This is a genomic window from Aquabacterium sp., assembly GCF_048860245.1.
Lineage (GTDB): Bacteria > Pseudomonadota > Gammaproteobacteria > Burkholderiales > Burkholderiaceae_C > Aquabacterium.
The window spans coordinates 1-11178 of the sequence record NZ_JBLIZW010000012.1 but is presented as its reverse complement, the minus strand read 5'-3'; the positions used below and the strand labels follow the sequence as shown (position 1 = coordinate 11178).

At 64.1% G+C, this 11178-nt stretch carries 12 protein-coding genes; 5 read left to right on the top strand and 7 right to left on the bottom strand.

The annotated features are described in order from the left end of the window. Positions 1–19: 19 nt before the first annotated feature. The 5 genes from ACMV18_RS01385 to ACMV18_RS01365 form a co-directional block, all read right to left on the bottom strand. Complete coding sequence (locus ACMV18_RS01385; protein ID WP_374257240.1) at positions 20–295, bottom strand: 2Fe-2S iron-sulfur cluster-binding protein; 276 nt, start codon at positions 293–295, stop codon at positions 20–22. Positions 296–302: 7 nt separating this feature from the next. After that, positions 303–524, bottom strand: coding sequence for a hypothetical protein (locus tag ACMV18_RS01380; RefSeq protein ID WP_374257238.1), 222 nt, complete (start codon positions 522–524; stop codon positions 303–305). A 22-nt stretch (positions 525–546) separates the two neighbouring features. Then, positions 547–1767, bottom strand: a complete 1221-nt coding sequence (dinB, locus tag ACMV18_RS01375; RefSeq protein WP_420816401.1) for a DNA polymerase IV — start codon at positions 1765–1767, stop codon at positions 547–549. A 79-nt stretch (positions 1768–1846) separates the two neighbouring features. After that, complete coding sequence (locus tag ACMV18_RS01370; protein WP_420816400.1) at positions 1847–2146, bottom strand: flagellar basal body protein; 300 nt, start codon at positions 2144–2146, stop codon at positions 1847–1849. Between the two features lie 123 nt (positions 2147–2269). Continuing rightward, a complete protein-coding gene (locus tag ACMV18_RS01365) occupies positions 2270–5893 on the bottom strand; it encodes a DUF748 domain-containing protein (RefSeq protein ID WP_420816399.1) in 3624 nt (1207 codons plus the stop codon). Between the two features lie 116 nt (positions 5894–6009). Between ACMV18_RS01365 and ACMV18_RS01360 the strand changes: the two genes are divergently transcribed. From ACMV18_RS01360 to ACMV18_RS01345, 4 genes are read left to right on the top strand one after another with little or no spacing between them, the layout of a single operon-like run. Continuing rightward, positions 6010–6456 carry an Rrf2 family transcriptional regulator gene (locus tag ACMV18_RS01360; RefSeq protein ID WP_420816398.1) on the top strand — a complete coding sequence of 149 codons (447 nt, stop codon included), beginning with the start codon at positions 6010–6012 and terminating at the stop codon, positions 6454–6456. Beyond that, the gene (locus tag ACMV18_RS01355; protein WP_420816397.1) at positions 6453–6806 is read left to right on the top strand and encodes a metal-sulfur cluster assembly factor; all 354 of its coding nucleotides are present in this window, start codon (positions 6453–6455) and stop codon (positions 6804–6806) included. The genes ACMV18_RS01360 and ACMV18_RS01355 overlap by 4 nt, the downstream gene beginning before the upstream one ends. A 4-nt stretch (positions 6807–6810) precedes the next feature. After that, complete coding sequence (locus ACMV18_RS01350) at positions 6811–7938, top strand: hypothetical protein (protein ID WP_420816396.1); 1128 nt, start codon at positions 6811–6813, stop codon at positions 7936–7938. 32 nt (positions 7939–7970) lie between these two features. Further along, positions 7971–8432, top strand: coding sequence for a putative zinc-binding protein (locus ACMV18_RS01345; RefSeq protein WP_420816395.1), 462 nt, complete (start codon positions 7971–7973; stop codon positions 8430–8432). 20 nt (positions 8433–8452) lie between these two features. Here ACMV18_RS01345 and ACMV18_RS01340 read toward each other — a convergent pair whose 3' ends face one another. After that, entirely contained in the window at positions 8453–9241 is a 789-nt protein-coding gene (locus ACMV18_RS01340; RefSeq protein ID WP_420816394.1) for a 2-keto-4-pentenoate hydratase, read from the bottom strand. A gap of 45 nt (positions 9242–9286) precedes the next feature. Between ACMV18_RS01340 and ACMV18_RS01335 the strand changes: the two genes are divergently transcribed. Then, positions 9287–10453: a GGDEF domain-containing protein gene (locus tag ACMV18_RS01335; protein ID WP_420816393.1), complete on the top strand. Its 1167-nt coding sequence runs from the start codon at positions 9287–9289 to the stop codon at positions 10451–10453. On the opposite strand, the gene ACMV18_RS01330 is transcribed toward ACMV18_RS01335, so the two are convergent. Beyond that, the coding region (locus ACMV18_RS01330; RefSeq protein ID WP_420816392.1) for a PA2778 family cysteine peptidase at positions 10442–11178 on the bottom strand (737 nt) is incomplete at its 5' end. The two genes, ACMV18_RS01335 and ACMV18_RS01330, sit on opposite strands and share 12 nt — an antisense overlap.

The following is an 11178-nucleotide window of genomic DNA, read 5'->3' as shown; positions in this document are numbered from 1 at the left end:
CTGTGGCAGGCGCCTGACGTCAGACCTGCCGCAAGACCAGATCGGAGTCGGGTTCGGCCACGCAGGGCAGCATGCAGCCCCATTCCTTTTCCTCCGGGCTGACGCCGGGCCATTCCATGCGGTAGCGGACACGCCCCGATTCGATCTGACACATGCAGGTACGGCACGCACCCGACCGGCAGGAGCGGGGCCAGTTCAGGCCAGCGGCCAGCGCGGCCTCCAGAATGGTCTGCCCGGGCTGGACCTCGAACACCGTCCCAGCCGGCAGGATCTGAACCCGATGGCGCACCGGCATCGCCCGCTCAGTGTGCTGCAGCCGGGGACTGTTCGTCAGATCGCGGCGCCTCATTCGTGCCGGTCGCGGCCTTGACGCCTGCAGCGGTCACATCCACCGCCGTGCCCACCACGGTCGCCCCCACGCTCACGGCGGTCGACGCGACACTGACGGCGGCATCGGCCACGCTCAGGACCGAGCACGCTGACAAGGCGGGCAACATCAACAGGCACAAGCTCAGTCGTTTCATGGGAACTCCGATCACCAGGGAATCAAGGATTGTCGCCCATGGCGGGCTCGAACAACGGCAACTCGGGCGTCGGGTCCACGTCGGCTTCGGCCTGTGCGGCATCGGCCTTGAGCAACCCTTCCATCTTCACCCCCAGCAAGCGCAGGCGCTGGTCCAGGGGCACCGTTTTGAGGCAACGCCCCGCCCACTGCCGGATGACCGACGCCTCGCGAGTGGGCGTTGGCATCGTGAGGCTGCGGGTCACCGTGCGGAAGTCGTCGTACTTGAGCTTGACCCCGACGGTGCGGCCCACATAGTCCTTGCGCGCCAGGTCAGCGGCCACCTGTTCACACAAGCGGGTGAAGATGGGCGTGAGCAAGGCACGGTCCTCACGGGGATGCAGGTTGCGCTCAAAGGTGGTTTCACGGCTCATGGATTTGGGCTCACGCCAGGTCACCACGGGCCGGTCATCGCGCCCATGGGCGGCATCGTGCAGCCAGTGTCCGTACTGACTGCCGAACTCGGCCAACAAGGTGTGCAGCGGGGTGGCGGCCAGCTCGCCGATCGTGTGGATACCCAGGGCCGCCAGACGCTCGTTGGCCTTGGGACCAATGCCGTTGATGCGGCTGGCGGGCAGCGGCCAGATGCGGGACGGGATCTCATCGGCCATCAGCACCGTGAGGCCATCGGGCTTATCCAGGTCCGAACACAGCTTGGCCAGCAGCTTGTTGGGCGTGACCCCGATCGAGCAGGTCAGGCCGGTGGCCCGGGTCACCGCGTCCTTGAGCCGTCGGGCCAGTTGGCGTACACCGCCCAGCGGGTCACCGTCGATGGCGTCCTGCGCGCCCGGCACGTCGGTCAGGTCAATGTAGATTTCGTCGATGCCCCGATCTTCCACCACGGGGGCGATCTCGGCCACGGCCGCTTTGAACAGGCGCGAGTGGTGACGATAGGACTCGAAGTCCATCGGCAGCAAGATGGCATCCGGCGCCAACAAGGCCGCTTTCATCAAGCCCATGCCTGAATGCACACCGAGCGCACGCGCGGGGTAAGTGGCTGTGGTGATGACCCCGCGCCCGGCGTAGTCACGCAACCGTGCGTGCTGAACCGGTTCGCCGCTCGGGCTCGATGCCCCACCCGCTTGCCGACGGCTGCCCCCAATGACGATGGGCTGGCCTTTCAGTTCGGGGTAACGCAACAACTCGACCGATGCGTAAAACGCATCCATGTCAAGGTGAGCAATCAATCGGCGGGGCGCGGTCACGGGCCAGACATTCACAGCAATGAGGCTGTCGATTCTGACGCATCACCGCGCAACTCGCCGGTGAGGCCGCACCGCGGGCTCAAGCTTTGATGTCGAGCAGGCTGCCCATCATCTGTTCTTCGGTCTGGATGCTGCGCAGATTGGCCCGGTAGGTGTAGCTGGCCATCTTTTGTTCGACCAAGTCGGCCGCCAGATCTGCGCCCACCTCATCGGCCTGTGCAACGGTTGCCGTCACACCGCCCGACTCCTGGCTTTGCTGGTTGACCACCTGACGGTGGAATCGCTCGGTTTGCGTGTTCGCAATGTTGTGCGAGGCCGCATCGAGCCGGGTCGAAGCCGCCTGCACACCCGATAAGGCAATGGATGAAATGGCACTCATGATGACCCCAAGGGATGGCTTGCAGTCATTATCGGCAGCGGCGCACCAAGAGGAAAGTCCCATCCCCGCAAGACCCGACAGGGGCCGTGCGGTAATCACGCCCCACGCCCGGCGGTCATTTCATCATTTGATATCGAACTGCACCCGCGAGCTGGGCCCCTTGTCTTGGGCCAATCCCTCGACCCCGACCTTGGACGCGGTCAGCAGCACACGCTCAGGCGAGATCCGCGCGGACAGGTAGGCCTTCACGGCATTGCCCCGCGTGTCAGCCAGGTCCCGCAACACCTCCGGCCCCACCGGGGCAGACGCCTTCAGCAAAGCCAACATGTCAGCCGAGGGTAGCGACTTGGCCAGGCCCACCAGATTGCGCGGCTTTTTGATGTCGGCCGCCTTGTAGGCAGCGGTCAGCCACGTGTCACGCTCGTCCGCGCCCACGCTCACGTCATCGGGCGACTGCCCGGTCGCCTTGGCCTTGGCCACGCGCATCAGCCGGTCCACATGGGCTTGCCGCAAACCGTCCACATCCACGGCCGGATCGGCTCGACCCGTGGCCTCCAGCTTCAGCGCCGGACGGTCATTGAGTTTGCCCGCCAGGGCATCCAGACGTTGACGCGCCGCATCGGACAACACCGCCGAACCCGCCTCAAAGGGCACGAAACCCAATTCGTCGCCCCCGCCACCGGAAAGCAGCGAGAACGGGGCCGTCACGGCCTTGGTGATAAGGTTCACGAACACCCGCCAGATGATGCCGCCGACCGAAAACTGTGGGTCATCCAACGAGCCCGAAATGGGCAGGTTGATGTCGATTTCGCCGCGCGTGTTCTTCAACAGAGAGACTGCAAACAGCACGGGCAACTTGGTGGCATCCGGGCTGTCGGTCTTGTCGCCAAAGGTCAGTTGGTCCAAGAAGATTTTGTTGTCGGCCTCCAGCTTGCCGCCGTCCACCTTGTAGTGGACATTGACCGACAGCGAGCCTTTCTCGATGTTGTAGCCGGCATAGCGGGCGGCATAGGGCGTCAGGCGCGTCAGCTCAATGCCTTTGGCACTGCCCTGAATATCGGTGTACAGCCGAGGCCCCAAGGGATGCAGTTGACCGGTGATTTGCAGGGGAGCTCCGTCGTCCACGGCGCCCGCCACACTCACGGTGGCGGGTTCTGGCTTGTCGGACGCCACCGCAGAAATTGCCCCCTCGATGCGCGTCAGGTCGGCCGAGTAATTGGGCTTGATGAAGTTGTCAGTGAAGTCAATGCGGCCCTTGGACAATTGAATGCCTTGCCAGCGCAGCTTCATCGGTGCGGCAGCAGGGACCGCCGGCGCCGCGGCCGAAGACGCAGACGACACGGCTACGGGGGCGGGTGCGGCAGGCTCCGGCGTGGTCAGGGACTTGGGCGCAGCACCGGCCTCGCGCTTGGCGATGCTGGCCAAATTCAGCTGACCGTTCGGGTTGATGATCACCCGACCGTAGAAGGATTGCAGCGCCATTTTGCCCAGGTCGGCATCGATCTGCCCATCAGCCCAGCCCAAATTGGTTTTGTCCAGGGTGAGGCTGCGCCAGCTGAGAAAGTCCGCATCGTTCACACGGTCCAACACGCGCAGATCGGTCAAGCCCAGACGCCCTTGGTAGCGCGCAGACAAGCCCTTGCGCGCATCGTCCTGCAAGACCAGGCGTCCGTCGGCTTGCGCCTTGGCCGCTGCCAGTTGAATGTTGACGTGGGGATCGATGTAGGACTGCAGAGCACGCAAATCCACGCCCGCCACGCCCAATTTGGCCTTGACCAACAAGGGCTGCGGACGCACATCTCCTTGCACGTTGATGCGACCCTGCCCTTGGGCCAGCGCGCGCAGGTCCACGGTCAGCGTCTGAGACAAATCGGTGGACAGGTTCTGAACGGACAGATCCGTCTTTTGCACCGACAACACCGCTGCAGGCGTCACCGTCTGGTCGGTCACTTGTACACGGCAGGTCTGACAGCGCAACAACTTGAGCGCCACCACCGGCGAAGCCGCCTTGTTCGCGGCGGCACGACTGGCCGGTTTGGCCGGGCTGGCAGGCATGCCCAGCCACGTTCCTTGGGCTCCGCGTGTGAGCTGAGCATCCAATTGGTCCAAGGTCACCGAGGCCACGTCCAGTCGCTTCAAGCCCTTGGCCTCCGACGCCAGAGACAGCTCACCCGCCAGGCCATCGACCGCCAAGCCCGCCACTTTGATCTGGTCCTTGACACGCGATGACGAGGCTTGGGTCTGCACGTTCTGCAGGCGGATCACGCCATCTGCCCACTGGATGGCTGGATCCCGCTGAAAGCGGGCATCCACCTTGGTCTGCACGGCCAACTCGCCCTGCTGAATCTGGACCGGCAGCGCCAAGCCGCGTGCGATGGGCGCCAGCCAGGCGGGGATGTGGGCATGATCCAGCGCCAACGCGGCCACCACGTGCTGCTGTGCCACCTGAATCTGGCCCTGCCCGTGCAGCTTGGCCCCATGCTGATCGGCCACATCCACCTGCCAAGTGGCGGGGGCGGACTTGGGATCCGAGGTCAACCCGCCGGCCTGAACCTGAATGCGATCCAGACGAGGCCAAGGCGCATCGGCCTCGGTCTGCACATCCACCGCATCGGTCACCAACTGAAGTTTGGCCACCGACCAACGCCAAGCCGGCGAGGAGGAGGAAGCCGGGGGCGAGACCACCGGCGCAGCCTTGTCAGACGCGGGCGACACAGCGCCCACGACGGGCCGCGCCTTCAACGTCAGACCATCCAGCATGACCGAGGCCACGCGGGCCTGCTGCTCCAGCGGACGCGCATCCAGACCGTCCAGCTTGAACTGGCGCCAGCCCACCTCCACCTGACCCAAAGCCGGTGCATGCGCGACGGTCAGGGCCAACTGGCTCAACTGCACGCCCCCCTGGATGGACAACGAGGCAACGGCTGGCGCGGGGCGCTGCTCGAATCGCACGGTCAAGGCGGTGTCCAGCTTGCCTTGCCCAGGCTTCAGGCCCAGTGCAGCAGGCAGGAAGGGCTGCGCCGCACCCAGCCAATGCGCCACGTCCACCGACTGCCAGTCCAGCTTGATTTCGGAGCGGTGCCCTGCCTGGAACGGCAGCACCTTGCCCTGAAGGCTCAGCGGGCTGCCATCGATGCGCGCCTTCAACTCCGGCACCACCTCCACATCGATCTGACTGGGCAGATTGGACACAAAGGGCACGCCCAGGTGCAATTGGTCGATCACATGCTCTTGCTTCAGCACCCGATCGGTGTAGCGGATGACGCCATCGGTCAGCGCCACATTGAACACAGCGAACCGAACCGGCTCACCCGCCGGCTTCGGCTTGGGTGACGGCGCCATCAGCTTGTCGATCACCGGGCTGATGTTGAACCGCTGCGCGGACTGCCGCTCCAGCCAGAACTCGGGCGCCGTCAGCTGAACACGACGCACCACTGGCGCCAGACGCCACACCGATTCCAGCGAGAGTTGAACGTGTGCCTGCTTGAGCTTGAACCACTCCGCCCCGGGCGGCCCCATGACCACATCGTCGGCGGACACGGACAAGGTCCACGGCTGAATGTGCAGCGCACCGATGTGTACCGGTGTCCCGAGCGCGTCGGTGGCAGCCACTTCGGCCTTGGTACGAACAAAGCCAGGCAACCAGACACCCACCCCCACGGTCCAGACAGCGGCCAACGCCCCCGCCAACGCCAGTGGCTTGACCCATCGGGCAGACAAAGCAGTGATTTTTTCAGGGGCACGCATGGGCACACAAGCAGCAAACAGTCAGATTGGGAATGGTACCCCTCACCCCCGGTGCGCATGATGAAGCTTGAGTCAACTCAAAAGATTCTTTTCAAATGAATCTTATGATGCGGACCATGAAGCTCACCCAGTTCACCGACTACAGCTTGCGCGTGTTGATCTACCTGGCCACCGACCCGGAGCGTCGCGCCACGATTGCCGAAATCGCTCGAGCTTTTGAGGTGTCCGAAAGCCATCTGACCAAAGTCGTACACCACCTGAGCAAGAGCCAATACCTCAGCACGGTACGCGGCAAAGGCGGTGGCATGGGTTTGGGGCGCGCACCGTCAGACATCCGCATTGGCGACGTCGTGCAAAGCACCGAGGGTGCATCCATGCCCGCCGAGTGTTTCGATCCGGAACGTCACACCTGCGTGATTGATCCGGTCTGCCTGCTGCGTGGCGCCCTGCGCGAAGCCACTCAGGCTTTTTACGCCCAACTGAATCACTACACCCTGGCCGACATCACGCGTAACCGCGCGGCACTGCACGAAGTGCTCTTCTTCCCTCGGGAAACAGCATGAGCGAGACCCCATCACTCACCGACGCACCGCGGTTCGCCTACGAAGGCCCTGAGCACTGGCAAGAACCCATCGCTCGTGCGCTGCGCAAGGTGGTGGACCCCGAGGTGGCGCTGTCCATCCTGGATGTGGGGTTGGTCTATCGCGTCACCGTACAGGAGACCCATGCCCACATCCTGATGACCATGACGTCGGCAGCCTGCCCGGTGACCGACGTGATTTTGGATGACGCCTATGCCGAGCTGGAACAGGTCCTGCCGCTCGACATGGACATCGAGATCGAGTTGTGCTGGGACCCAGCCTGGACGCCTGAACGCATGAGCGCCCAGGCCCGCCGCTTCATGAAGTGGTGACGCCATGGTGGAGACTGCTCGACGTCGCGCCCAGCCCGCTCACCACGCGCATGCAGGGATCTGGCGCCTGGTGCTGATGGCATGGGTGGCCATCAGTCTGTTCAGCGGCATCATCGGTGGCCTGCTTCGAGCGGGCGTGTCATGGCCGCCATCGCTGGCTTCATCCGCCTGGGGCGGGCAAGCCGTGGCCCTGCATGCCGCCCTGATGATGTGCGGCTTCTTCGGCACGGTGATCGGCGTGGAGCGTGCGGTCGCCCTGCGCCGTCCCTGGGCCTTTGCTTCCCCACTCCTGACTGCTGGAGCGGCAGGCGCCTGGTTGACCGGTCAGGTCACACTGGGCACCACCGCCGCCCTGCTTGCCAGCGGGATGTTTGCCGTGGTCAACGCCGCCATCGTGCGCAAGCAAGCCGCCACACACACCTGGTTGCTGCTGATCGCAGGAGGCATGTGGGGCGCCGGCAACCTGTGTTTTGCCTGGCTCGGACTGCAGGATGTCACCGTGGCCAGTTGGTTCAGCTTTCTGACCCTGACCATCGCCGCCGAGCGACTGGAAATGTCGCGACTGCTCAAGCGGCCAGCCTGGGCATCACCGCTGCTGATGCTGATCGTTGCCATGCAGGTCCTCAGCGTGATCACCACACTGTACGACCCCAGGCAAGGTGGCGTCGCTTTTGGCCTCAGCCTCGTGGCGCTTGCCGGCTGGCTGGGATGCTTCGACATCGCCCGGCAAACCGTGCGCGCACACGGGCTGAGTCGCTACATGGCCATTTGTTTGCTCGGCGGCTACATCTGGCTGCTCGCGGCGGGTCTGAGCTGGATGACCTACGCCAACGGCGCCCCCACCCGAGACGCCGCTTTGCATGGGCTGGGCCTGGGGTTCATCGTCAGCATGGTGATGGGACACGCGCCGGTCATCCTTCCGGCGGTGGCAGGCATCAAGCTGCACTTTGATCGCCGCTTCTATGTCCCGCTCCTCGCCCTTCACTTGTCGCTGCTGTGGCGTTTGGGGGGCGGCGCACTCCGGCCCGAATGGAAAGCCATGGGCGCCACGCTGAACGCATTGTCGCTGCTGCTATTTGCCCTCACGGTTGCCAGTGCAGCCCGGTCTTGGCAACAGCGACACCCACGCTAGCCTTCCCTGACACCTGCCTGGAGTTTCCTGCCATGTCGTCCGCCAACACCGATTCACTCACACTGGTCTACGCCTGCTCGGGTTGCTCCAGCGCCGCGCAATTGGCCAATCATCTGGCCGTCCGGCTGGACCGCGAGGGCTACGCCGAAATGTCATGCATCGCCGGTGTCGGCGGAGGCGTCCCCAGCTTGGTACGCAAAGCCCAGGAAGCGCAGCAAACCGGCAGACCGGTGATGGCCATCGACGGTTGCATCCTCGGATGCGCCAGCGCCTGCCTGGCGCGTCACGACATCCGGCCAACCGTCCACATCCAGCTTGGCCAGGAAGGTGTGAAAAAGGCGTATCACGCGGACTTTGACGCGCAGCAGGCAGAGGACATTCTGGCCGACCTGCGTGACCGCGTACAAGTCATGAATGAGCTGTACCAACACCCACACCACAGCCAGGCCTCTGGCGGATGTGGAGGCACAGGACAGTGCCGATGCAGCGGTTAAGGGCTTGGTTAAGGGCCGGGTCAAGCCCCACGCGCCACGAAGCGCGTGGACACCACGCCCAACCCCATGAAATGCACTTGCACTGACTTATCGACAGGCACCCAAGGCGCACCGGCGTATGAACCAGTGATGACCACTTGCCCGGCCTTCAGGGTCAGGCCCCGTTCGCACAGGTGGTTGACCAGCCAATACAGAGGGTCCCTTGGCTGCGGGGCAGGATGCACGCCCTTCACCACCTCTCCGGGGCAGTCGTCCACATCCATCCGGATGTCGATCTGATGCGCCTGCACGCCCTGTTCGGATGGAATCGCTGGCCCCAACCACAAGCCCTGATTGACCAAACCATCGGCCAGGCGATCCGCAAACTGTGCGCCGGCATCGGCCGCATAGCGGTCATGGATCAATTCCAGGGCAAGGTGCGTGGAGGCAATGGCAGCGTCAATGTCTTGCGGTGTGTACGCTCGCCCACAAGGCGGCAAGTCGCGCCCCATCAGAAATGCCAACTCTGGCTCAATCTTCACTTGCGACTGCGTGGCCCACACCAAACAAGGCTCGTGATGTTGCAGACTGTGTCCGTAAATCGGGGCAACCACCACCTTATCGGGAGAAGGTAGGCCGCACTTCCAGCCGCAGACCCCATCACCCGTTTCAGCGGCGAGCAAGTCGGTCACGGCAGCCTGCACTTGCAGCGCTGCCTCCAGCGTCTGAGGGCGGCAAGCTGGCGGCAACACGTCACCAGCCATACCGTGGCGACGACGCGCCACCAACACTTGTGCGGCCTGGTTTGCCATTTCGATCGTGTAAGCCATGTATCACCTTCAACCGTTCATGAAGGATTATGCGAGACTGACCGGATGACACTGCATCTGCCAACCCTGCTGCTGCTCCAGATCACGGTCAGCCTGACCGTGGGTTTGGCGTTGCTCTATGTGTTGCGGGGGCCTGCTCGCCGCAGCCTGACCCCGATCGCCTGGGCGATGCTGGGCAATGCCGTGGCGTACATCCTCTTCATCCTCCGAGACCAGATCCCGGACTTCTTGTCCATCGTGGTGGGCAACACTGTGCTGGCCATGGCGGTCAGCGGCATTCTGGTCTCGCTGCGACTGTTCTACGGTCAGCGCCCCCGGCGTCTTCCCATCGTGGGCATCCCGCTTCTGTTCTTGGTGCCCGGCCTGATCCTACTCATGGACGATGCGCCCAACCGGGTGATCCTGACCTCGTCCGTGGTGCTGTGCGAGCACCTGGCCATCCTTGCCACCCTGTTTCAATACGGGCGCCAGCAACCCAGCCGCGGCGCCAATCTGGTGGCGCTGGGCACCCTGGTGATCAGCGTAGGCTTGCTGGTACGCATCTCCACCGCCATCACCGGTCCGGCCCGTTTGTTCACCCTGCTGACCAGCGACTGGCTCCTGATCATCACGTTCGCATCCAGTTTCGTGACGTTGACGCTCTACATGACCGGCTTCATCTTGATGGCCGAGGAACGTGCCCGCGAATCCACACGCACCCTGGCGATGGAGGATGTCCTCACCCGTTTGCCCAATCGGCGCGCCATCCTGGATGCCTTGCGCCGTCAGCTCGCACTGGCCGAGCGGAGCCAGCATCCGCTGACCATCCTGATGCTGGACGTCGATCATTTCAAACAGGTCAACGACACCTACGGACACCTCGCGGGCGACCATGTCCTGACCACCGTCGGGCAAACCATCCGCGAACGCCTGCGCACGCAAGACCTGGTCGGACGACTGGGGGGCGAAGAGTTCCTCATCGTGCTGCCCAACACCGATGAGGCGGGCGGCAAGCTGTTGGCAGAAACCTTGCGCGAAGCCATCGCCGAGCAAAACGTTCACCACGACGGCGAAGACATCGGCGTGCGCGTCAGCATCGGCATGTATTGCCACCATCCTGCAGCGCAATCGGAGCCTCAGGACCTCATCCGTGCCGCCGATGCAGCGCTCTACTCTGCCAAGAGCATGGGCCGCGACCAGGTGGTCATGGCCACCCCCATGTCAGCGCACTGAGGCCGCGGCAGGCTGCTTCGCCAGGATATCGGCCAAGGTGGCTTGTGCTGCGCCCAGCCACTCTGGCTCTGCTGTGCGTGCACGCGACACGGCGCGCATGGCCGCATCGTGAGCTGCGTCCCAATCCCCGCGTTCGCTGAGCAAGGTGGCCCAGTTGTTCCAGGCTGCGGCACTGTCATGCTTTTGCAGCACGCGTTGGTATTGCTGCGCCGCAAGGTCTGTTTGCCCCGCCGCATAGAGGCTGTTGGCGCGCCCCAAGCCCAGCAGCAAGCTGTCGGGCCACTGGGTCAGGGCCGGCTCATAGGCACGCGCAGCTTCGGTCGCCGGCGCCACGCGCTCAAAGGCCACCAGTGCTTCGGTGACCGCCGCCTCGTCCGACGTCACGGGCAACTGCCCTGGCGGCAACACCACAAATGCCCAGTTCCCCGAACGCGCCCAACTGAACTCCAAGGTCGACAAAGGCAGGATCTGTCGTTCGGTGGTACCGGAGCGCAGCACCGCTTCACCCGCGCGCAGGTCGTATCCCACGACCACGGCGTAATGCCACAGTGGCTGAACACTCAAGCCCAGATTGAGCAGCACCACGGGGGCATGGCCCGCAGCCACTTCACGAAGCAAAGAAGGCAGATCACTGCCGATGCGGGTCGCGACCAACGCATGACGCCGCGCGGCCGCCAGCATCTCGACTTGCAAGCTCCCCTGCCGCGCCGGCAAAAACACGGCAC

Bases quoted from the DNA above. Each gene is read 5' to 3' on its own strand.
- ACMV18_RS01385 (WP_374257240.1), bottom strand. From the start codon at position 295: ATGCCGGTGCGCCATCGGGTTCAGATCCTGCCGGCTGGGACGGTGTTC.
- ACMV18_RS01380 (WP_374257238.1), bottom strand. From the start codon at position 524: ATGAAACGACTGAGCTTGTGCCTGTTGATGTTGCCCGCCTTGTCAGCG.
- ACMV18_RS01370 (WP_420816400.1), bottom strand. From the start codon at position 2,146: ATGAGTGCCATTTCATCCATTGCCTTATCGGGTGTGCAGGCGGCTTCG.
- ACMV18_RS01365 (WP_420816399.1), bottom strand. From the start codon at position 5,893: ATGCGTGCCCCTGAAAAAATCACTGCTTTGTCTGCCCGATGGGTCAAG.
- ACMV18_RS01360 (WP_420816398.1), top strand. From the start codon at position 6,010: ATGAAGCTCACCCAGTTCACCGACTACAGCTTGCGCGTGTTGATCTAC.
- ACMV18_RS01355 (WP_420816397.1), top strand. From the start codon at position 6,453: ATGAGCGAGACCCCATCACTCACCGACGCACCGCGGTTCGCCTACGAA.
- ACMV18_RS01350 (WP_420816396.1), top strand. From the start codon at position 6,811: ATGGTGGAGACTGCTCGACGTCGCGCCCAGCCCGCTCACCACGCGCAT.
- ACMV18_RS01345 (WP_420816395.1), top strand. From the start codon at position 7,971: ATGTCGTCCGCCAACACCGATTCACTCACACTGGTCTACGCCTGCTCG.
- ACMV18_RS01340 (WP_420816394.1), bottom strand. From the start codon at position 9,241: ATGGCTTACACGATCGAAATGGCAAACCAGGCCGCACAAGTGTTGGTG.
- ACMV18_RS01335 (WP_420816393.1), top strand. From the start codon at position 9,287: ATGACACTGCATCTGCCAACCCTGCTGCTGCTCCAGATCACGGTCAGC.